The 20,199-nt window shown below is 39.5% G+C and carries 28 protein-coding genes; 2 read left to right on the plus strand and 26 right to left on the minus strand.

The genetic code is table 11. From position 1 onward, the window contains the following. Positions 1-32 precede the first annotated feature (32 nt). The 25 genes from rpmD to B5473_RS02425 all read right to left on the minus strand — a co-directional run bounded on the left by rpmD (position 33) and on the right by B5473_RS02425 (position 15,049). Positions 33-212 carry a 50S ribosomal protein L30 gene (gene rpmD, locus B5473_RS02305; protein WP_008406936.1) on the minus strand — a complete coding sequence of 60 codons (180 nt, stop codon included), beginning with the start codon at positions 210-212 and terminating at the stop codon, positions 33-35. Positions 213-226: 14 nt separating this feature from the next. After that, entirely contained in the window at positions 227-727 is a 501-nt protein-coding gene (gene rpsE / locus B5473_RS02310) for a 30S ribosomal protein S5 (protein WP_008406937.1), read from the minus strand. Positions 728-748: 21 nt separating this feature from the next. Continuing rightward, positions 749-1,108: a 50S ribosomal protein L18 gene (rplR, locus tag B5473_RS02315; RefSeq protein WP_008406944.1), complete on the minus strand. Its 360-nt coding sequence runs from the start codon at positions 1,106-1,108 to the stop codon at positions 749-751. Positions 1,109-1,150: 42 nt separating this feature from the next. Next, the gene (rplF, locus tag B5473_RS02320; protein ID WP_079523479.1) at positions 1,151-1,690 is read right to left on the minus strand and encodes a 50S ribosomal protein L6; all 540 of its coding nucleotides are present in this window, start codon (positions 1,688-1,690) and stop codon (positions 1,151-1,153) included. Between the two features lie 31 nt (positions 1,691-1,721). Then, the gene (rpsH, locus tag B5473_RS02325) at positions 1,722-2,120 is read right to left on the minus strand and encodes a 30S ribosomal protein S8 (protein WP_079523480.1); all 399 of its coding nucleotides are present in this window, start codon (positions 2,118-2,120) and stop codon (positions 1,722-1,724) included. A gap of 30 nt (positions 2,121-2,150) precedes the next feature. Continuing rightward, on the minus strand, positions 2,151-2,336 hold the full coding sequence (locus tag B5473_RS02330) for a type Z 30S ribosomal protein S14 (RefSeq protein WP_079523481.1): 186 nt from the start codon (positions 2,334-2,336) through the stop codon (positions 2,151-2,153). Between the two features lie 23 nt (positions 2,337-2,359). Then, entirely contained in the window at positions 2,360-2,899 is a 540-nt protein-coding gene (rplE, locus tag B5473_RS02335; RefSeq protein WP_079523482.1) for a 50S ribosomal protein L5, read from the minus strand. Between the two features lie 28 nt (positions 2,900-2,927). Next, entirely contained in the window at positions 2,928-3,236 is a 309-nt protein-coding gene (gene rplX / locus B5473_RS02340) for a 50S ribosomal protein L24 (protein WP_057986278.1), read from the minus strand. Positions 3,237-3,273: 37 nt separating this feature from the next. Then, a complete protein-coding gene (gene rplN, locus B5473_RS02345) occupies positions 3,274-3,642 on the minus strand; it encodes a 50S ribosomal protein L14 (RefSeq protein ID WP_008406955.1) in 369 nt (122 codons plus the stop codon). A gap of 46 nt (positions 3,643-3,688) precedes the next feature. Next, a complete protein-coding gene (gene rpsQ / locus B5473_RS02350) occupies positions 3,689-3,952 on the minus strand; it encodes a 30S ribosomal protein S17 (RefSeq protein WP_079523483.1) in 264 nt (87 codons plus the stop codon). Positions 3,953-3,970: 18 nt separating this feature from the next. Continuing rightward, entirely contained in the window at positions 3,971-4,171 is a 201-nt protein-coding gene (gene rpmC, locus B5473_RS02355; protein ID WP_004233646.1) for a 50S ribosomal protein L29, read from the minus strand. Further along, positions 4,161-4,595, minus strand: coding sequence for a 50S ribosomal protein L16 (gene rplP / locus B5473_RS02360; RefSeq protein ID WP_079523484.1), 435 nt, complete (start codon positions 4,593-4,595; stop codon positions 4,161-4,163). The genes rpmC and rplP overlap by 11 nt, the downstream gene beginning before the upstream one ends. A gap of 1 nt (position 4,596) precedes the next feature. After that, a complete protein-coding gene (rpsC, locus tag B5473_RS02365; RefSeq protein WP_008406961.1) occupies positions 4,597-5,253 on the minus strand; it encodes a 30S ribosomal protein S3 in 657 nt (218 codons plus the stop codon). A gap of 3 nt (positions 5,254-5,256) precedes the next feature. Further along, positions 5,257-5,601, minus strand: a complete 345-nt coding sequence (gene rplV, locus B5473_RS02370; protein ID WP_008406963.1) for a 50S ribosomal protein L22 — start codon at positions 5,599-5,601, stop codon at positions 5,257-5,259. 22 nt (positions 5,602-5,623) lie between these two features. Next, complete coding sequence (rpsS, locus tag B5473_RS02375; protein ID WP_004233637.1) at positions 5,624-5,902, minus strand: 30S ribosomal protein S19; 279 nt, start codon at positions 5,900-5,902, stop codon at positions 5,624-5,626. 60 nt (positions 5,903-5,962) lie between these two features. Further along, the gene (gene rplB / locus B5473_RS02380) at positions 5,963-6,793 is read right to left on the minus strand and encodes a 50S ribosomal protein L2 (RefSeq protein WP_008406964.1); all 831 of its coding nucleotides are present in this window, start codon (positions 6,791-6,793) and stop codon (positions 5,963-5,965) included. Between the two features lie 43 nt (positions 6,794-6,836). After that, positions 6,837-7,121 (minus strand): 50S ribosomal protein L23, encoded by a 285-nt coding sequence (rplW, locus tag B5473_RS02385; RefSeq protein ID WP_008406966.1) that lies wholly within the window; start codon positions 7,119-7,121, stop codon positions 6,837-6,839. Then, the gene (gene rplD / locus B5473_RS02390; RefSeq protein ID WP_079523485.1) at positions 7,121-7,744 is read right to left on the minus strand and encodes a 50S ribosomal protein L4; all 624 of its coding nucleotides are present in this window, start codon (positions 7,742-7,744) and stop codon (positions 7,121-7,123) included. The genes rplW and rplD overlap by 1 nt, the downstream gene beginning before the upstream one ends. A 27-nt stretch (positions 7,745-7,771) precedes the next feature. Then, positions 7,772-8,401, minus strand: a complete 630-nt coding sequence (gene rplC / locus B5473_RS02395; protein ID WP_008406969.1) for a 50S ribosomal protein L3 — start codon at positions 8,399-8,401, stop codon at positions 7,772-7,774. Between the two features lie 51 nt (positions 8,402-8,452). Continuing rightward, the gene (gene rpsJ, locus B5473_RS02400) at positions 8,453-8,761 is read right to left on the minus strand and encodes a 30S ribosomal protein S10 (protein WP_008406970.1); all 309 of its coding nucleotides are present in this window, start codon (positions 8,759-8,761) and stop codon (positions 8,453-8,455) included. 360 nt (positions 8,762-9,121) lie between these two features. After that, complete coding sequence (locus B5473_RS02405) at positions 9,122-10,441, minus strand: Na+/H+ antiporter family protein (RefSeq protein ID WP_079523486.1); 1,320 nt, start codon at positions 10,439-10,441, stop codon at positions 9,122-9,124. Positions 10,442-10,566: 125 nt separating this feature from the next. Next, positions 10,567-12,552, minus strand: a complete 1,986-nt coding sequence (locus B5473_RS02410; RefSeq protein ID WP_079523487.1) for an FtsX-like permease family protein — start codon at positions 12,550-12,552, stop codon at positions 10,567-10,569. Further along, positions 12,542-13,303 carry an ABC transporter ATP-binding protein gene (locus B5473_RS02415; protein ID WP_079523488.1) on the minus strand — a complete coding sequence of 254 codons (762 nt, stop codon included), beginning with the start codon at positions 13,301-13,303 and terminating at the stop codon, positions 12,542-12,544. Before B5473_RS02415 ends, B5473_RS02410 begins: the two co-directional genes overlap by 11 nt. A 97-nt stretch (positions 13,304-13,400) precedes the next feature. Continuing rightward, positions 13,401-14,306 carry a sensor histidine kinase gene (locus B5473_RS02420; protein ID WP_254865222.1) on the minus strand — a complete coding sequence of 302 codons (906 nt, stop codon included), beginning with the start codon at positions 14,304-14,306 and terminating at the stop codon, positions 13,401-13,403. 62 nt (positions 14,307-14,368) lie between these two features. Further along, positions 14,369-15,049 carry a response regulator transcription factor gene (locus B5473_RS02425; RefSeq protein ID WP_079523490.1) on the minus strand — a complete coding sequence of 227 codons (681 nt, stop codon included), beginning with the start codon at positions 15,047-15,049 and terminating at the stop codon, positions 14,369-14,371. A 119-nt stretch (positions 15,050-15,168) separates the two neighbouring features. Here B5473_RS02425 and B5473_RS02430 point away from each other — a divergent pair, with 119 nt between their 5' ends. Both B5473_RS02430 and B5473_RS02435 read left to right on the plus strand, forming a co-directional pair. After that, complete coding sequence (locus B5473_RS02430) at positions 15,169-16,056, plus strand: LysR family transcriptional regulator (protein ID WP_079523491.1); 888 nt, start codon at positions 15,169-15,171, stop codon at positions 16,054-16,056. Between the two features lie 427 nt (positions 16,057-16,483). Next, positions 16,484-17,833 carry an IS1182 family transposase gene (locus tag B5473_RS02435; protein ID WP_079523492.1) on the plus strand — a complete coding sequence of 450 codons (1,350 nt, stop codon included), beginning with the start codon at positions 16,484-16,486 and terminating at the stop codon, positions 17,831-17,833. Positions 17,834-17,991: 158 nt separating this feature from the next. On the opposite strand, the gene B5473_RS02440 is transcribed toward B5473_RS02435, so the two are convergent. Further along, a complete protein-coding gene (locus tag B5473_RS02440; protein WP_079523493.1) occupies positions 17,992-20,169 on the minus strand; it encodes a malate synthase G in 2,178 nt (725 codons plus the stop codon). Positions 20,170-20,199: the final 30 nt, after the last annotated feature.

The following is a 20,199-nucleotide window of genomic DNA, read 5'->3' on the forward strand; positions in this document are numbered from 1 at the left end:
TGGGTGGCACCTCCTTGTTCGTATAATTGAAATTAAATTTCTTTAACAGTAACTAAGTGAGCTACTTTTGTAATCATACCGCGGATTGCAGCGTTATCAGCTTGTTCCACAGTTTGGTTTAATTTACGTAATCCTAAAGCCTCAACAACTTTGCGTTGGTTAGGTTTAGTACCGATGACAGATTTATTAAGGGTAATTTGTAATTTAGCCATTATAATTCCCCCCCTTATCCTAATAACTCTTCCACTGATTTACCGCGTAGTTTTGCAACTTCTTCTACACGTTTTAATTCAGTTAAACCTGCTACAGTTGCACGCACCATGTTGATTGGTGTGTTTGAACCAAGAGATTTTGAAAGAATATCAGTAATACCAGCTAGTTCAAGTACAGCACGTACTGGACCACCAGCGATAACTCCTGTACCAGGAGCTGCAGGTTTGATTAAGATTGAACCTGCACCGAAGCGACCTTGCACTAAGTGTGGAGTAGTTCCACCCACGCGTGGTACTTCGATTAAGTTTTTCTTCGCGTCTTCAACAGCCTTACGGATTGCATCTGGAACCTCTTGGGCTTTACCAGTACCAAATCCTACATGACCATTTTTATCTCCTACTACTACTAGAGCAGAGAAGCGGAAGCGACGACCACCTTTAACAACTTTAGCAACACGGTTAATTGTAACTACGCGTTCTTCAAGTTCTAATTTGTTTGCGTCAATGCGACTCATGAAGTATGTCCCTCCTTCTTATTAAAATTCTAAGCCGTTTTCACGTGCAGCTTCTGCTAAAGCTTTTACACGTCCGTGATATAAGTAACCGCTACGGTCAAATACTACTGTAGTAATATTTTTTTCAGCAGCGCGTTTAGCGATTGTTTCACCGATTTTAGCAGCAGCTTCTACGTTTGCGCCCATACCTTCGAAAGCTTTTTCTTGAGTATTAGCAGAAACTAAAGTTACGCCAGCTACGTCATCGATTAGTTGTGCATAAATGTTCTTGTTAGAACGGAATACGTTTAAACGTGGACGTTGTGCAGTACCCGAAATTTTAGAACGAACACGCCCATGACGTTTTTTACGAACTTGATTTTTATCTTGTTTCGTAATCACAGTGGTCACTCCTTTCAAAATTTAATGCGGTTTTATGCCGCATTATTTACCTGTTTTACCTTCTTTACGGCGAACGAATTCACCTTCGTAACGGATCCCTTTACCTTTATAAGGCTCTGGTGGACGTACGTCACGGATGTTAGATGCTAATGCACCAACACGCTCTTTAGAAATACCTTTAACGATGATCTTCGTGTTCGAAGGAACTTCGACCTCTAATCCTTGCTCAGGTGTAAACTCAACTGGGTGAGAGTAACCAACGTTTAGTACAAGCTTAGTACCTTGTAACTGTGCACGGTAACCTACACCGACAAGTTCTAGAGTACGAGTGAAGCCTTCAGAAACACCTGTTACCATGTTAGCTAGTAACGCACGAGTTGTACCGTGGTTTGTACGGTGTTCTTTAGATTCAGAAGGACGAACAACTGAAAGTGTGTTGCCTTCTTGCTCGATTTTCATATCTTGGTTGAATTGACGAGTTAATTCGCCTTTAGGACCTTTAACAGTAACAACGTTGTCAGCAGCGACTTCGATTGTTACGCCAGCAGGTACCTCGATAACTTTTTTACCTACGCGAGACATTTATATTGCACCTCCGTTCTTTTCTTACTAATTACCAAATGTATGCTAAGATCTCTCCGCCAACTTGTTTAGCGCGAGCTTCTTTGTCAGTTAATAAACCGTTTGAAGTAGATACTAAAGCGATACCAAGACCGTTTAATACTTTAGGTACTTCGTTTGTTTTAGCATATACACGTAAACCTGGTTTAGAAATACGTTTTAGACCAGTGATAACACGCTCGTTATCTTTACCGTATTTTAAGAAAATACGGATGATACCTTGCTTGTTGTCTTCTACATATTCTACATCACGTACGAAACCTTCACGCTTTAAAATTTCAGCGATCTCTTTCTTTACGTTAGAAGCAGGAACTTCTAACTTCTCGTGACGCACCATGTTCGCATTACGAATGCGTGTAAGCATATCTGCAATCGGATCAGTCATTGTCATGAAAATTTACCTCCTTCCCAAATTAGGGGATTACCAGCTGGCTTTTTTAACGCCAGGAATTTGTCCCTTATATGCAAGTTCACGGAAACAAATACGGCAAAGTTTAAATTTGCGGTATACAGAGTGTGGACGGCCACAGCGTTCACAGCGTGTATATTCTTGTACTTTGAACTTTTGTTTGCGTTGTTGTTTAACAACCATTGCCTTTTTAGCCAAGTTTTTCGCCCTCCTTGTTTAAATTACTTTTGGAACGGCATACCGAACTGTGTTAATAACTCGCGAGCTTCTTCGTCAGAATTCGCAGTAGTTACGATCACGATGTCCATACCGCGTACTTTTGAAACTTTATCGTAATCGATTTCTGGGAAAATTAGTTGCTCTTTAACACCTAATGTATAGTTACCGCGACCGTCGAATGCTTTTTTAGAAACACCACGGAAGTCACGTACACGTGGAAGTGCGATAGAGATTAATTTATCCAGGAATTCATACATACGCTCACCGCGTAATGTAACTTTAGCACCGATCGCTTGACCTTCACGTAAACGGAAACCTGCGATAGATTTTTTAGCTTTAGTTACTACTGGTTTTTGACCAGTAATTGTTGTTAATTCTTCAACAGCAACATCAAGAGCTTTTGAGTTTTGAACAGCGTCACCAACACCCATGTTGATTACGATTTTCTCCACTTTAGGAACTTGCATCACTGATTTATATTCGAACTTGCTCATAAGAGCAGGTGAAACTTCGTTTAAATACTTTTCTTTTAGGCGGCTCATGTGTGTACCTCCCTTCTCAATTTACTTATTAGTCGATTACTACACCTGATTTTTTTGCAACACGAACTTTTTTGCCATCTTTGATCTCATAACCTACACGAGTCGGCTCGCCAGATTTAGGATCGATTAGCATTACGTTCGAAACGTGGATTGCAGCTTCTTGAGATACAATTCCACCTTGTGGGTTAAGTTGGTTAGGTTTAACGTGTTTCTTAACGATGTTTACACCTTCAACAAGAACGCGGTCTTGTTTAGGGAAAGCTGCTAAGATTACGCCTTCTTTACCTTTATCTTTACCAGTAATTACTTTTACTTTATCGCCCTTTTTAACATGCATTATGTGTCGCACCTCCTTGATTGGTACTGTCATGAAATTAAAGAACTTCTGGAGCTAAAGAAACGATTTTCATGAAGTTGCCATCACGTAATTCACGTGCAACTGGTCCGAAAATACGAGTTCCGCGTGGTGATTTATCATCTTTGATAATTACGCAAGCATTCTCATCAAATTTAATGTAAGTACCGTCTTTACGACGAGCACCTGATTTTGTGCGAACGATAACAGCCTTAACAACGTCACCTTTCTTGACAACGCCACCTGGTGTTGCTTTCTTAACCGTACAAACAACGATATCACCGATGTTTGCAGTTTTACGTCCAGAACCACCAAGTACTTTAATAGTTAAAACTTCACGTGCACCTGAGTTGTCAGCAACTTTCATACGACTTTCTTGTTGAATCACTTAGGTTACCTCCCTTCGGAAATATATTTTATTCCGAAATGTGTTATTAAATAATAACCGCTTTTTCTACAACTTCAACTAAACGGAAGCGTTTAGTAGCTGATAGCGGGCGAGTTTCCATGATACGTACGATATCACCGATATTCGCAGTGTTTTGCTCATCATGAGCTTTAAACTTTTTCGAGTATTTTACACGCTTGCCATAAAGCTTGTGCTTTTTGTGAGTTTCAACTAAAACAGTAATTGTTTTATCCATTTTGTCAGAAACAACACGGCCCGTGTAAACTTTGCGTTGGTTACGCTCAGTCATACTTAAAACCCTCCTTTATCAGTTATTTGCACTGATTTCTCTTTCACGAATCACAGTTTTCATACGTGCGATCGCTTTGCGAACTTCACGGATGCGAGCTGTGTTTTCTAATTGACCAGTCGCCAATTGGAAGCGAAGGTTGAAAAGCTCTTCTTTCAGTGATTTCACTTTTAATTCGATTTCAGAAGTGGCAAGGTCACGGATTTCATTAGCTTTCATTAGATTCACCACCAGTTTCTTGACGTTTTACGATCTTACATTTAACAGGAAGTTTGTGTGATGCTAAACGAAGTGCTTCGCGTGCTACCTCTTCAGATACACCAGCAATTTCGAACATTACTTTTCCTGGTTTTACTACTGCTACCCAACCTTCAGGAGAACCTTTACCAGAACCCATGCGGACTTCTAGAGGCTTTTTCGTGTAAGGCTTATGTGGGAAGATTTTGATCCAAACTTTACCGCCACGTTTCATGTAACGAGTCATTGCGATACGAGCAGATTCGATTTGACGGTTTGTAATCCATGATGCTGTAGTAGCTTGTAAGCCCCACTCACCGAAAGATACTTCTTTACCGCCTTTCGCTTCTCCGCGCATGTTACCACGGTGTTCACGACGATATTTTACGCGTTTAGGTAATAACATATTATTTGCCTCCTTCCACAGAGTTCTTTTTAGTAGGAAGGACTTCACCACGGTAGATCCAAACTTTAACGCCTAGTTTACCGTAAGTAGTATCAGCTTCAGCATGTGCATAATCAATGTCAGCACGTAATGTATGAAGCGGAACAGTTCCTTCACTATAGTGTTCAGCACGCGCGATATCAGCGCCACCTAAACGACCAGATACTTGTGTTTTAATACCTTTTGCACCAGCGCGCATTGTGCGTTGGATTGATTGTTTTTGAGCACGACGGAATGATACGCGGTTCTCAAGTTGACGAGCGATGTTTTCAGCTACTAATTTAGCGTCAAGATCTGCACGTTTGATTTCAATAATGTTGATATGCACACGTTTACCAGTTACTTCAGTTAAGTGTTTACGTAAGTTTTCTACTTCCGTACCACCTTTACCGATAACCATACCTGGTTTCGCAGTGTGAATAGTGATGTTTACGCGATTTGCAGCGCGTTCGATCTCTACTTTAGATACAGATGCATCTTTAAGTTTAGTTTCGATATATTTACGTACTTTGATGTCTTCGTGTAATAAGTTAGCGTAGTCTTTCTCAGCGAACCACTTTGACTCCCAGTCACGAATAACACCAACACGTAGTCCTATTGGATGTACTTTTTGACCCACGGATTAAACCTCCTTCTTCTCAGATACCACGATTGTAATGTGGCTAGTACGTTTGTTGATTGCCGACGCACGACCTTGTGCACGTGGACGGAAACGTTTTAATGTTGGACCTTCATCAACAAAGATTTCAGATACAACTAAGTTATTAACATCTAACTCATAGTTATGTTCAGCGTTAGCAACTGCAGATTTTAATACTTTCTCAACGACTGGAGACGCCGCTTTTGGAGTATGACGTAAAATTGCAACTGCTTCACCAATTTGCTTGCCTCGGATTAAGTCTACTACTAGACGTACTTTACGAGGAGCGATACGAACTGTACGAGCGATAGCTTTAGCTTGTGTCATTAGGATTTACCTCCTCTCAAAATTAGCGTCTTGTTTTCTTGTCATCTGCACCGTGACCTTTATAAGTACGAGTTGGTGCGAACTCACCAAGTTTATGACCTACCATATCTTCAGTTACGTATACAGGAACGTGTTTACGTCCATCATATACAGCGATTGTTAAACCGATGAAGTTTGGGAAGATAGTAGAACGGCGAGACCAAGTTTTAATAACCTGTTTTTTCTCAGAAGCCTCTTGTGCTTCCACCTTTTTCATTAGGTGGTCATCAACAAAAGGTCCTTTCTTTAAGCTGCGACCCATTTAGGAACCTCCCTCCGTGATACGACCACGGCTCTCGAACTGAACCGTAGTTTTACCACATTATTTTTTACGTCCACGAATAATAAATTTAGATGATTTATTTTTCTTGCTACGAGTTTTGTAACCAAGAGCTGGTTTGCCCCATGGTGTCATTGGAGATTTACGTCCGATTGGAGAACGTCCTTCACCACCACCGTGTGGGTGATCGTTAGGGTTCATTACAGAACCACGTACTGTTGGGCGTTTACCTAACCAACGAGAACGACCTGCTTTACCGATGTTGATAAGTTCGTGTTGCTCGTTACCAACTTGACCGATTGTTGCACGGCAAGTAGCAAGGATTAAACGTACTTCACCAGATTGTAAACGAACGATTACGTACTTACCTTCACGACCTAATACTTGCGCAGAAGTACCAGCTGAACGTACTAATTGTCCACCTTTACCAGGTTTCATTTCGATGTTATGGATTGTTGTACCCATTGGAATGTTTGCTAATGGTAATGCGTTACCTACTTTGATATCCGCTTCTGGACCTGAATAAATAGTTTGACCTACTTCAAGACCTTTCGGAGCTAGGATGTAACGTTTTTCACCGTCAGCATAGTTAATTAAAGCGATGTTCGCAGAACGGTTTGGATCGTACTCGATTGTAGCAACGCGTCCTGGAATGCCGTCTTTAAGACGTTTAAAATCGATAACACGGTATTGTTTCTTGTGACCGCCACCGTGATGACGAACAGTAATTTTACCCTGGTTGTTACGACCAGCTTTGCGTTTAGTCGGTTCTAATAAAGACTTTTCAGGTTTATTAGTAGTGATTTCAGCAAAGTCAGATGATGTCATGTTACGACGACCATTTGAGGTTGGCTTATACTTTTTAATCGCCATTTGTATTCCCTCCTTCTTTAAGGTTACTTATATAAATTTAGAATTAGATTTCGAATAACTCGATTTCTTTTGAATCAGCAGTTAATTTAACAATCGCTTTACGACGTTTGTTAGTGTATCCACCGAATTTACCAACGCGTTTGAACTTACCTTTGTAGTTCATTACGTTTACTTTCTCAACTTTAACACCGAAGATTTCTTCAACAGCGTCTTTAACTTGAGTTTTGTTAGCGCGAGTGTCTACTTCGAAAGTATACTTTTTCTCTGCCATAATTTCTGAAGAACGCTCAGTAATGACCGGACGTTTTAAGATATCACGTGCTTCCATTATCCAAGCACCTCCTCAACTTTTTTTACAGCATCTTGAGTGAATACAACTTTATCGTGACCTAATAGGTCTAATACGTTGATTCCTTCAGCTGTTAACACTGTAACACCAGGGATGTTACGAGCAGATAAAATAGCGTTTTCGTTAACTTCAGCAGTTACGAATAATGCTTTTTTGCTGATTTCTAAAGCAGCTAATACTGATTTGAAATCTTTTGTTTTTGGTGCATCAAATGATAATGCATCAAGTACTACTAAGTTTTGCTCTAATACTTTCGCAGATAAAGCAGACTTAATTGCTAAGCGACGAACTTTCTTAGGTAGTTTGTAAGCGTAGCTACGTGGAGTAGGACCGAATACAACACCACCACCACGCCATTGTGGAGAGCGGATCGAACCTTGACGAGCACGACCAGTTCCTTTTTGACGCCATGGTTTACGACCACCACCAGCAACTGCAGAACGGTTTTTAACTTTGTGATTACCTTGACGTAAAGAAGCACGTTGTGCAACTACAGCGTCGAATAATACAGCTTCGTTTGGCTCGATTCCGAAAATCGCATCGTTTAATTCGATTTCACCAACTGAAGCACCTGTTTGACTAAGTACTGAAACCTTTGTCATTCCTGTTTCCTCCTTTCTTTAAGAGAATTATTTTGATTTAATAGCAGTTTTAACTGTTACTAATGCTTTTTTAGAACCAGGAACATTACCTTTAACAAGTAGTAAGTTGCGCTCTACGTCAACCTTAACGATTTCAAGGTTTTGAATAGTAACAACTGTGCCACCCATTTGACCAGGTAATTTCTTTTGTTTGAATACGCGGTTCGGGGCAACTGGACCCATTGAACCAGGACGACGGTGGTAACGAGAACCGTGAGACATAGGACCGCGAGATTGACCATGACGTTTAATAACACCTTGGAAACCTTTACCTTTTGTTACACCTGTTACATCGATTACATCGCCTTCAGCGAAAATTTCAACCTTGACTTCTTGACCAACTTCGTAAGTCGCAGCTTCTAAGTTGCGGAACTCACGGATGAAGCGCTTAGGAGCAGTATTTGCTTTTGCTACGTGACCTTGTTCAGGTTTGTTTGAAAGCTTAACGCGCTTATCTTCAAAACCTAATTGGATCGCTTCGTAGCCATCAGTTTCAACAGATTTCTTTTGTAAAACTACGTTTGGAGTAGCTTCGATTACTGTTACTGGGATAAGATCTCCGTTTTCAGCGAAAACTTGAGTCATACCAATTTTTCTACCTAAGATTCCTTTAGTCATTTGTCACACCTCCTGTAAATTTTAGAAAAAGTTTTATATTTGTTTTTACCATTAAAGTTTGATTTCGATATCAACGCCAGATGGTAAATCAAGCTTCATTAACGCATCAACAGTTTGTGGTGTCGGGTTAACGATGTCGATAAGACGTTTATGTGTGCGCATTTCAAATTGCTCACGAGAATCTTTGTACTTATGAACCGCACGTAAGATCGTGTATACAGATCTTTCAGTTGGTAGTGGGATCGGACCCGATACTCCAGCACCTGAACGTTTCGCAGTTTCAACGATTTTCTCAGCAGATTGATCAAGGATACGGTGATCATATGCTTTTAAACGAATACGAATTTTTTGTTTTGCCATTACTTTCCCTCCTTCTCGCCTATTTTCTAGACATTCTCCACGAAAATTTCTCCTACACACCGCCATGGCAAAGCGGCCGGGTGTGTCGGCAACCTCTCGCTTCATCGCAGTCAAAGACCAACATTCAACATTATATACAATAAAAAAGAAGTTCGCAAGTCTTTTAGCAAAATTCTTTTCATAATGTTTTATTCTTTATAAATAGGTTCGCTCTTTTTGAGCCGTTTTCTAGTATATAAGTTTCTGACGATGAAAGCAACTGAAAAGGGAGTAATATGCTTTAAATATATTATTCTGAAAACTAATGGTTCAGAAAATGAAAAAATCGCCGCTTTCTGTATGCTGAAAGCGACGACAATATTATAGGAAGAAAACGACTGCAATCCAGCCGAAAATAATCTGCGGAATATTATAGAAGATAAATGTCGGTACACATGTGTCCCAAATATGATTGTGCTGTCCATCAACATTTAGACCTGCTGTCGGACCTAATGTAGAATCGGATGCAGGGGAGCCAGCATCACCGAGTACACCCGCTGTTCCAATTAAACAGATAATAGCTAATTCACTTAGTCCCATTTCAATTGCAATCGGAACAAAGATTGCTGCAATGATAGGAATCGTTGCAAATGAAGAACCAATCCCCATTGTGACAATCAAACCGACTATTAACATAATTAAAACTGCTATACTTACATTCCCGTTAAAGATGTCCATTGCACCTGATACTAGTGTTTCAACATCTCCTGTCGCATTAATAACAGCGGAAAACCCATTTGCTGAAATCATAACGAACCCGACAAATGCCATCATACGCATTCCATCCGATAGAACTTTATCTGCTTCTTTTACTTTTAGTGCGCCTGTAATATATAAAATGATAATACCGGCAATCGACCCGACAATCATTGAATCCGTCATTACTTGTACTACTATAGAAGCGATTAATGCTACTGCAGCAAAAATAATGTGCAATGTATTAACTTCTTTATTCAAGTCGTTCGTTGTTTCCAATTCAATATTTTCATATTGCCTTGGTTTACGGTAGGCAACAAAAGCTCCTACAAGCCCTACAGCCATCCCTAGCGCTACAATAGCCATTGCCTTAGGAACATCACTCAAAGCAACATCTAACCCTGCTAGGGCCATTTGATCGACAATAATACCCTGATAGATTAAACCGAACCCGGCAGGTATGAACATATAAGGCATAACTAAACCGAACGTTAAAATACATGCGATTAAACGGCGGTCAATTTGCAGCATGTTCATAATTTTGATCATTGGAGGTACGATTAAAGGAATAAATGCGATATGCACCGGAATCAAGTTTTGCGACATGATTGCCATTGCCAGCAATACTAAGAAGATTAATGCTTTGGCAGCGCCTTTCTTTTGAGAGTCGCCTTCCCGCTGTACAATTTTTAAAATTGCTTTTACTAACACTTCAGGTATACCAGTACGAGATATTGCTAGTGCAAATCCACCAAGAAGTGCATAGCTTAGCGCAATGGTTGCACCCCCGCCAAGACCGTCTACAAAGGCATTGATTGTTTCTGTTATATCTAATCCGCCGGCAAGGCCGCCAATAATTGCACCCACCGACAGGGATAAAACTACATTTATACGCAGTAGGCTTAAAATAAGCATAACCCCTACCGCTATTAAAACAGCATTCATGTTGTACACTTCACTTTCGTCTGCTAAATTACTAATGTGTTAAAGTTACAAGAAAATTGAACGTGAGTCAACGGATTTGGATAAAATAAAACCGTCAAATAAGAGAAAATTGACGGTTTGAAGTATTATAAAGCCTGTTTTATTATTTTTCTGTAATAATTGATTGTTAATGCAGCAAATATAATATACATGACGATATATAATGCCATTGTTACAAGTAGAGGCGTTGTCAATTCTGTACCGAATAAAAACCAACCGGATTTCACTGCAAAGTAGCTGTGCAACAGTCCGATCAGTAACGGTACACCAAAGTTAAATAACTGTTTCATCATTATACCGCGCGTTAATTCCTCTTGTGTAAAACCGATTTTACGAAGAATCTTATAGGATTCCATCTCTTCATCTGCTTCAGACATTTGCTTAAAGTATAAAATGCTGCCCGTTGCCAGTAAAAAAGCTAAACCTAGAAACGCAGTAGTAAATATGGTTGTCCCGTAAAGATTTAAATTGTATTCGACAGTTGATCGTTGAGAACTCAGTTTATTTACTCCTCGGTTTGCATCACCATCTTCATACATTATATTGGCACCTGTTTGTTTATATAGTTTTTCTACATTTTGATATGTTTCATCATCGGCATCAATCAAGTTAATCGATGTTTGCTCTTTTGTTGTATAGCCAATTGGATGTTCTTTATTTAGTTGCTGTAACTGTTCAAAAACCGTATCTTCAACGATAACAACAAAGCCACCTGCCGTAATGCGCCATGCTAAAACCGATGTATCATTTACTTCCTTAACTTTTAAAGGAAATTGGTGTTCTTGGTGCAAAAATGTTAAATCCAAAGGTGCTTCAAGCGGCATTATCTTTGCCTGAATGCCGTTATATCCTGCAATAATTGCTTCGCCCTCTGAAAGCTTTACATCTGAGTCAAGCTGTTGGTAGTCCGAAAGCGGAATCATTAACACATCCGCTAATGTATTACCTTGAAGCATATCTACTATTTCACCAGAAAAGAAGTCTGTCATATCAAACTGTGCGCTTGTTAGTCTAAATGTCTTTTCATCAAATGCAATTTCATTCTCCTCTAGCGCTTCAATGAATGCCTCTTCACGTCCATCTACTATTATATAATCTGCCGGTATTGAGTTTTCCGCCGTACTATTTGCTGAATAATAGCTAATGTAGGAAAGTGTAGTAATTGCAAGAGACACTGCTGTAATAACAGTAATGAGTGTAAGAGATTTAGCATTGCCCTTCATTCGGTGCATAATTGGTGTAAGCGCCAGAACATCTGTTAAATTTAAATGCCCATTCTTTCTTAAACGGAACAGATTTAATATGAATGCAACGGAATAGCGGAATACAAAGTAAGTCCCGCCGATTGTTGTCGCTAAAATAATGACCATACTTAAAAATAAGTTTGTTGTATGCCCTGAAAATAATAACGTACTCTCATAGTAGCCATAAATAATTAATGCTAATCCAATTGCACCCATCACCATAGGGAATATACTAAAGCGTTTTACACGCTCGTCTGCCTGTTTGGATGCATTAAATAACGAAAGCAATGTTGTTCTGTATACCATAAATGCCATTTGCACTAAAATGATTACTAACAGAATGCCAAATACAATTAAAGTATTCACAACTGCCACTTTACTAATACTCAATGTGACAACCTCTTCAAATTTTAATAGCTTCAGTAAAATCATCGCAAATAGACGTGAACTTAAAAAACCTAATAAAATTCCGACGCTTACCGCACCAGCAAATAACAGGATGTTTTCAAAGGCAATCAGACGTGTCACGAGCCCTTTTGTCATGCCGACCAATTGATACAACCCAATTTCCTTGCTGCGGCGCTTAATAAATAAGTGGTTGGCATACAGTACGAAGAACAGTACGATAAAATACAGCATATACGATGCTGCTTCAAATCCTGAAGCTGCCGTTCCGCTCGCTTTTGTCGCTTCAATAACCGACTCATTATACTGCAGTGTCACAAATGAGAAAAACAGCGTCACACTGAAAATAAGTGCGAAAAAGTATAAGTAATAGTGACGCATATTTTTTATCATGCTTTTAATAACGAGCTGACTAAGCTTCACTCTGCTCACCGCCTAAAACACTTTGCGTATTCAAAATTTGCTGGAAAAACTCATTGCGTGATTTATCGCCCTTATACAGTTCCGTATAAATTTGACCGTCTTTTAAAAACAGTACACGGGAACAGAAACTAGCGGCAATGGCATCATGTGTAACCATCATGATCGTTGCATTTTTTGCTTTATTGATTTTTGCTAAATTATCGAGCAGTGCAGTTGCGGCTTTTGAATCAAGTGCTCCTGTTGGCTCATCTGCAAAAACAAGTGAAGGATTGGATATTAGAGCTCTAGCTGCAGATGTACGCTGCTTTTGACCCCCGGAAATTTCATTCGGGTATTTCGCTAAAATATCTGGAATCCCTAAAATCGATACAAGCTCCTGTAAACGTTTTTCTGCCGCTGCTTTTGGAATGGAACTAAGCGATAATGGCAGTAGAATATTTTCCTTTACCGTCAATGTATCAAGTAAATTATAGTCCTGGAAGATGAAGCCGAGTTCATCACGTCTAAACTTTGCTAATGTACGCTCTTTCATCCCTTGAAGCTTTTGCCCATTAATTTCGACAAATCCGTCTGTCACTTGGTCAATGGAACAGAGTACATTTAATAATGTTGTTTTTCCCGAACCAGAAGCACCCATAATGCCGACAAATTCGCCTTTTTCCACTTCCAAATCTATGCCCTTTAATACTTCCTGTGCAAGCGAGCGCTTACCATATGTTTTTCGAACTTTACGTGCGATTAAAATGCTCATTGTTTCCCATCCCTTCTTGTTACTTTCATTCTACATGTTCCGTTCATAGGAATCGTTTGATTTACATGACAAAAACGCGTGGTAAGTGACAAGTTCGTCACATTCCAAGCGTTTTTTGATATTCATTCACTTTAGGGAAAGTAATTTTTACAGAAGTACCTACCCCTTCTGTTGATTCAATGTCCAGAAGAATATGCAGAGATTGTGCCGCCTGTTTAGCGAGGTACAGCCCCATTCCTGTAGCAGCGCTCGTTTCACGACCAATTGTTCCAGTGTAGGATTTCCGGAACACACGCGGTAAATCTTCACGCTTTATACCGATTCCGTCATCTTGAATAATGAGAACTGCCTGTTCATTCACTGTATGAGCAGATATTCTGATTTCTCCCCCGACATCACTATACTTAACCGCATTCGATAAAATTTGCCTTACGATAAAAGCCAGCCACTTTGCGTCTGATTGTACAGACAGATCGTCCACTTCCAGATCAATGGCAATTTGCTTTTCAAAACACCAGCTGCGCAATGCTTTAATTTCTTGAATAAGTACATCCTTCACCTTTACTTTTTCTATTCGGTTATCAAGTTCAATCGTCATAAGACGTGTTGCATGAAGCTGCTGGTCTAATAATAAATAAAGGCGCAGCCATTCATTTTCGATGCGTTCCTTTACTTCGCTTTTCCCTACTTTTTCTAATAACAGCTGCATTGCCGTTAATGGGGATTTCATTTCATGCACCCATGCCAAAAGCTCATCCTGCCTTTCTAGTACGATTAGCTTCTGTTCCTGTATTTTTGTATTTTTATCAGCAAGCTGCTCTTTATAATCTTCATGAATAACGTCATAGTAAGTTCCACTAAACTTCGCATACGGCTTCATCAATTTCCTGTCTTTCATATAACGTAAACTGAAATAACCGGCTACTAGCGTAAACCAGATAATGTTTAAATAAAGCAGGGAAACATTTTGAAATCCTGTATCGAGAAATAATATTAAATTCATTAGCAGCTGAAGTAGTATAATAAATAGAATGGCGGATATATATTGTCTTATAAACAAGCGGATCATGCATCCACCGCCAAATAGCCAAGGCCTTTTTTTGTCATTATGACATTGATAAGCCCTATATCCTCTAAACGTTGGCGTAAGCGGTTTACATTGACCGTTAATGTGTTGTCGTTTACGAAGCGCTCATCGTCCCATAATTTACGCATTAGTTCATCCCGGGACACGATTTGTCCTTTCGCCTTGACCAGCACTTTTAAAATAAACAGCTCATTTTTTGTTAACTCCACCTGTTTATCTTTATAATGAACAATCGCGCGGTCATAATGAATTTCAGCTCCATTCCATTTTTCAATATCACTTTGCTGCGTTTCCTGATAATTATAAGCACGACGAAGCAATGCTTGTACTTTTGCGACTAATACTTCCGTATGGAAAGGTTTTTGCACAAAGTCATCCGCTCCCATTTGCATCGCCATAATCATGTCCATTGGGTGATCGCGTGAGGATAGAAATAAAATAGGGACATTCGATACCGCCCTTATTTCACGACACCAATGGAAGCCGTCAAATGCAGGTAACTGAATATCAATAATAACAAGCTGAGGCTCTTCTTCTTTAAAAGTCACCATTATATGTTGAAAGTCTTTCGGTCCAATTACTTGTATATTCCATTGTGCTAATCGTTCACCTATCAGTTCAAAAATGGAGACATCATCTTCTATTAATAATACCTTCAAAGAACACCACTCCTTCTATATACTTCCATTATACAAAAAACTAACAGTCCAACCGTTACAAACTTTGCTATAATCAATTCAATTACAGGAATTATAGGTAAAGAGGTGGGGAAAGAAAAATGGATCTACGCCAAATCGAATACTTTGTTGAGGTAGCCAAGCATTTAAGTTTTACGAAGGCAGCCGCAACTTTGCATGTGTCACAGCCATCTATTAGTAAAGCAATCCAAAACTTTGAGTCAGAGCTGGGTGTACCGTTATTTTACCGTTCATCCAAACAGCTTGAGCTGACAGATGCCGGTCAGGCCGTACTTGTGAATTCGATGCAAGTACTTGAATCATTTCAAAACCTGCGTTCCGAATTAACGGATTTGATGGAATTAAAGAAAGGCCAAATCCGTATCGGTATTCCACCAATCGTTGGGGCCGAGTTTTTTTCAAAATTGATTAGCTATTATAAAGAGCTTAATCCATATATCGAAATTTTATTGACGGAAGTCGGAACGAAGCGCATACGCCAGGAAATTGAAGCAGGTGAATTGGATGTCGGGTTAGTATGCAGTGTGACTTCCACGAACGAATCTTTGGAAACGATACGGTTTTTAAAAGATCCTTTAATGTTAATCGTCCATGAAAGCCATCCTTTAGCAGCAAAGGAAACGATACAGCTAAGCGAATTAGCAAATGAGACTTTTATTATTTACCGGAAAGATTTTATTTTATATGACCGCATTATCGAAGAATGCTCCAAACATGGATTCTTCCCTACAATTGCCTGTGAAACAACTCAGAAAGATTTATTTATCGAAATGGTTCAGGCAAAGCTGGGGATTGCACTGCTTCCAAAAAAGCTTGCCGAAAAAATTCCATACACTTCGATTAAATGCATCCCTTTTCAGGAAGAAGCAATCTATCTTGAATTAGGGGTTACGTGGAAGAAAAATAAATACTTGCCTTTTGCTGTACGGGAATTTATTAAACTTGCCAGGGAATTTGTTTCCCAATAAAAAAGTTGCCTAGAAAGTTTCAGAATCTCTGGGCAACCATTTTAATCTGTTTCCCTACATAATACGGCCAATCTGATCATTCGCCTGTGTAAGGAAACCGTTATTGCTTGGGAAATTTATATGCCGGAATTTGTAATGTTAAAAAAACTACTATTTCAAAAGAAATAGTAGTCAGACTGTAGACAAACTCGAAGAAATTCGAGTTTGCTTACAGTCTTTTTTGTTTTAAAATAAAGTTAACTAGTAAAAACCGTTGATTTCCATTCCAGGGGACGCGTTTCGCGGGCGGGTGCCAATCCTCCTCGTCGCTACGCTCCTGCGGTGTATCGGCAGTCCCGCTTTTCCCGCAGAAGTCGCCCCTTCCATTTCAATCAACTTGATTTATTCTTTCTAATAAAGTTTATCTAAATCAAAGAGGTGTCGCCATATGATGACTAAAAACCAAATGAATGAACGTAATCAATTAGAAATGTTGACGATTGAACAGCTTGTCCCAGAAAATCATCTCGTTCGTAAATTAGATGCAGCCATTGACTTTTCGTTTGTATATCCATTAGTTGAAAACTTATATTCACCTTTCGGTAGACCTAGTATTGATCCTGTTGTTTTATTCAAAATGACGATGATTCAATATGTTTTTGGTATTCGTTCGATGCGTCAAACGATTAAGGAAATTGAAACGAATGTAGCGTACCGTTGGTTTTTAGGTTTCGGTTTTCATACTGAAGTGCCTCACTTCTCTACGTTTGGGAAAAATTATACGCGACGTTTTGAGGATACAGATGTATTTGAACAGATTTTCTATCGTATCTTGAAAGAAATTGTAGATGCTGGTTTATTATCAGCTGACCATATCTTTATTGATTCTACACATATTAAGGCAAGTGCGAATAAACGTAAATTTGATAAAAAGATGGTTCGAAAAGAGACACGTGCTTATGAAGAAAAGCTACAGGAAGAGTTAAACATAGACCGTGAAAAGAACGGAAAAAAGCCGTTTCCAACGGAGAAGTTTGAAAAGGAAGAATGGAAAGAAATCAAAGAGAGCACAACGGACCCTGAAAGTGGTTACTATGTGAAGGACGAACGGACAAAACAATTTGCCTATTCATTTCATGCAGCGACAGATGAACGTGGATTTGTTTTAGGGGCAATTGTGACACCAGGAAATGTTCATGACAGCCATATGCTACAACCTCTTGTTGAAAAGGTCATTCATCGTGTGAAAAAGCCTGTGGCTGTTGCTGCGGATGCTGCTTATAAAACGCCTGCGATTACGAACTTTTTGTTAGAAAATCAAATGTTGCCTGTTCTTCCTTATACAAGACCAAAAACGAAAGATGGCTTCTTCCGTAAACATGAGTATGTCTATGATGAGCATTATGATTGCTATATTTGCCCGAATAACCAGATGTTGCGCTATACAACGACGACGAAAGAAGGCTATCGCCAATACAAATCGAATCCAGCGGTTTGTGCGGATTGCCCATTTCTAGCACAATGTACTGAAAGTAAAAATCATACAAAAATGATTCAGCGACATATTTGGGCAGACTATCTGGAAGAAGCCGAACATCTTCGTCATCATCATGAAATTAAATCCATTTATGCACAACGGAAAGAGACGGTTGAACGTGTCTTTGCGGATGCGAAAGAGAAGCATGGTATGCGATGGACAACGCTAAGAGGCCTTAAAAAATTGTCCATGCAAGCGATGCTTACTTTTGCTGCCATGAATTTGAAGAAACTTGCCACATGGACTTGGCAAGGGGCTTAATATAGGGCATATTCCCTCGAAGAGGAGACTCTTTTAGAGGATTTCAGAAGCTAATTTAATAAAAGAAATGACAAAAGGCATCGAGAGACGGGCTCTCGATGCCTTTTGTCGACAATCTGACTACTATTTCAAAAGAAATAGTAGTAACTTAGTAAACCTTATGCATTTACTTTTTGCTTTGCTTTAGCTTCAATACGCTTTTTGTGTAAAATTGGCTCTGTGTAGCCATTTGGCTGATCATAACCTTTAAATATTAATTCGCTTGCCGCTTGGAAAGCTACAGAATCCTCATAGTTTGCTGACATTGGCGAGTATTCCGGATCTTCGGCATTTTGCTCATCTACCACTTTTGCCATACGATTCAACGATTCCTCTACTTGTTCTTTCGTACAAATACCATGATGCAGCCAGTTTGCAACATGCTGACTTGAAATACGCAATGTTGCGCGGTCTTCCATTAAGCCGATATCGTTAATATCCGGCACTTTTGAACAGCCCACACCGTGTTCCACCCAGCGAACAACATAGCCTAGAATTCCTTGTACATTATTATCAAGCTCATTTTGAATTTCTTCCGGTGACCAGTCTGTGTTTGCAGCAACCGGAATTTCCAAAATCGCATCCTGTAAATCTTCTGATGTCACAATACCTTTTTGAACCTCTTTTACATTTACTTCATGGTAATGAGTGGCATGTAAAGTTGCTGCTGTTGGCGATGGTACCCATGCAGTATTCGCACCTGCTTTCGGGTGATTGATTTTTTGTTCAATCATATCCGCCATTAAGTCCGGCATTGCCCACATACCTTTACCAATTTGTGCACGTCCTTGCAAACCTGCATTTAATCCAACAACGACATTGGACTTTTCATAAGAAGTTAGCCATGTTGATGTTTTCATTTCGCCTTTGCGAATCATTGGACCGGCTTCCATCGATGTGTGGATTTCATCACCTGTACGATCCAGGAATCCAGTGTTAATAAATACGATACGGTTTTTCACTTCACGAATACATGCTTTTAAGTTAAGTGATGTACGGCGCTCTTCATCCATAACACCGATCTTTAACGTGAACCGTTCCACCCCGATTAAATCTTCTACACGCTCAAATAGTTTATTTGCAAATGCTACTTCCTCTGAACCGTGCATTTTCGGTTTTACAATATAAATAGAACCTTTTTGAGAGTTTTTATACTGGCCATTACCGATTACTTCATGCTTCGCTATTAAGCTCGTTACGACGCCATCCATTATTCCTTCAGGCACTTCGCTACCATCTTTATCTAAAATAGCCGGATTTGTCATCAAGTGGCCTACATTACGGATAAACATTAGTGAACGGCCGTTTAATGTTACCGTATCACCATTAACTCCCATATATACACGGTCCGGATTTAATGTACGTGTTACCGTTTTTGAGCCTTTTTCAAAAGTTGCCGACAAGTCGCCTTTCATTAGCCCTAACCAGTTCGCATATACTTCTACTTTATCTTCCGCATCTACTGCCGCTACCGAGTCCTCGCAGTCCATAATTGTTGTAATTGCCGACTCTAAATAAATATCTTTTACACCAGCTGCATCGTCTTTTCCGATTGGATGATTGCGGTCGATTTGAATTTCAATGTGTAAATCATTATTTTTCAGTAAAATCGCAGTTGGCTGTTCTGCTGTACCTTGATAGCCCACTAACTTTTCAGGTTCTGTCAGTGTCGTAGTTTCACCATTTGCAAGTGTCACTACTAATTGGCTTTCTGCAATTTTATAAGTTGTCGCTTCTTTATGTGAAGCTGCTGTTAAAGGAGCAGCTTGATCTAAAAACTTTTTCGCATAATCAATTACTTTGTTACCACGTATCGGATTATAACCCTTGCCTGCTTCAGCGCCATCTTCATCACTGATAGCATCTGTACCATAAAGTGCATCATAGAAACTTCCCCAACGTGCATTTGCCGCATTAATCGCATAACGTGCATTGCTTACAGGTACAACTAATTGCGGACCTGCCTGATATGCAATTTCTGCATCAACTTTTTCAGTTTCCACTTGGAACTCTTCTACTTTTGGTTCTACATAACCGATTTCCTCTAGAAATGCTTTATAATCGGCAAATTGGAAATTCCCCTTATTCCCTTTATGCCAATCATTAATTTGTGCCTGCATTGAATCGCGCTTAGCAAGCAATGCCTTATTTTCAGGTGCCAGCTCATGAACTAGCTGATCAAAGCCGTCCCAAAATACCGTTTGCTCTACACCGCTATTCGGTAATACTTGTTCATTAATAAACTGAAATAATACTTCCGCTACTTGTAAGTTCCCCACTTGCACGTAATTTGTCATTATTAAGTCCCCCTTTTAAATGAACATTTC

Source organism: Solibacillus isronensis (assembly GCF_900168685.1).
Classification (GTDB): Bacteria; Bacillota; Bacilli; order Bacillales_A; family Planococcaceae; genus Solibacillus; species Solibacillus isronensis_A.

Bases quoted from the DNA above. Each gene is read 5' to 3' on its own strand.
- rpsJ (WP_008406970.1), bottom strand. From the start codon at position 8,761: ATGGCAAAACAAAAAATTCGTATTCGTTTAAAAGCATATGATCACCGT.
- rplV (WP_008406963.1), bottom strand. From the start codon at position 5,601: ATGACACAAGCTAAAGCTATCGCTCGTACAGTTCGTATCGCTCCTCGT.
- rpmD (WP_008406936.1), bottom strand. From the start codon at position 212: ATGGCTAAATTACAAATTACCCTTAATAAATCTGTCATCGGTACTAAA.
- rplW (WP_008406966.1), bottom strand. From the start codon at position 7,121: ATGGAAGCACGTGATATCTTAAAACGTCCGGTCATTACTGAGCGTTCT.
- rpsE (WP_008406937.1), bottom strand. From the start codon at position 727: ATGAGTCGCATTGACGCAAACAAATTAGAACTTGAAGAACGCGTAGTT.
- B5473_RS02420 (WP_254865222.1), bottom strand. From the start codon at position 14,306: ATGAATTTAATATTATTTCTCGATACAGGATTTCAAAATGTTTCCCTG.
- B5473_RS02440 (WP_079523493.1), bottom strand. From the start codon at position 20,169: ATGACAAATTACGTGCAAGTGGGGAACTTACAAGTAGCGGAAGTATTA.
- rplB (WP_008406964.1), bottom strand. From the start codon at position 6,793: ATGGCGATTAAAAAGTATAAGCCAACCTCAAATGGTCGTCGTAACATG.
- rplE (WP_079523482.1), bottom strand. From the start codon at position 2,899: ATGAGCCGCCTAAAAGAAAAGTATTTAAACGAAGTTTCACCTGCTCTT.
- rplD (WP_079523485.1), bottom strand. From the start codon at position 7,744: ATGACAAAGGTTTCAGTACTTAGTCAAACAGGTGCTTCAGTTGGTGAA.
- B5473_RS02430 (WP_079523491.1), top strand. From the start codon at position 15,169: ATGGATCTACGCCAAATCGAATACTTTGTTGAGGTAGCCAAGCATTTA.
- rpsS (WP_004233637.1), bottom strand. From the start codon at position 5,902: ATGGGTCGCAGCTTAAAGAAAGGACCTTTTGTTGATGACCACCTAATG.
- rpsQ (WP_079523483.1), bottom strand. From the start codon at position 3,952: ATGACTGAGCGTAACCAACGCAAAGTTTACACGGGCCGTGTTGTTTCT.
- rpmC (WP_004233646.1), bottom strand. From the start codon at position 4,171: ATGAAAGCTAATGAAATCCGTGACCTTGCCACTTCTGAAATCGAATTA.
- rpsH (WP_079523480.1), bottom strand. From the start codon at position 2,120: ATGACAATGACTGATCCGATTGCAGATATGCTTACACGCATTCGTAAT.
- rplF (WP_079523479.1), bottom strand. From the start codon at position 1,690: ATGTCTCGCGTAGGTAAAAAAGTTATCGAGGTACCTGCTGGCGTAACA.
- B5473_RS02415 (WP_079523488.1), bottom strand. From the start codon at position 13,303: ATGAGCATTTTAATCGCACGTAAAGTTCGAAAAACATATGGTAAGCGC.
- B5473_RS02435 (WP_079523492.1), top strand. From the start codon at position 16,484: ATGATGACTAAAAACCAAATGAATGAACGTAATCAATTAGAAATGTTG.
- B5473_RS02405 (WP_079523486.1), bottom strand. From the start codon at position 10,441: ATGAATGCTGTTTTAATAGCGGTAGGGGTTATGCTTATTTTAAGCCTA.
- rplC (WP_008406969.1), bottom strand. From the start codon at position 8,401: ATGACTAAAGGAATCTTAGGTAGAAAAATTGGTATGACTCAAGTTTTC.
- rplX (WP_057986278.1), bottom strand. From the start codon at position 3,236: ATGCATGTTAAAAAGGGCGATAAAGTAAAAGTAATTACTGGTAAAGAT.
- rplP (WP_079523484.1), bottom strand. From the start codon at position 4,595: ATGTTATTACCTAAACGCGTAAAATATCGTCGTGAACACCGTGGTAAC.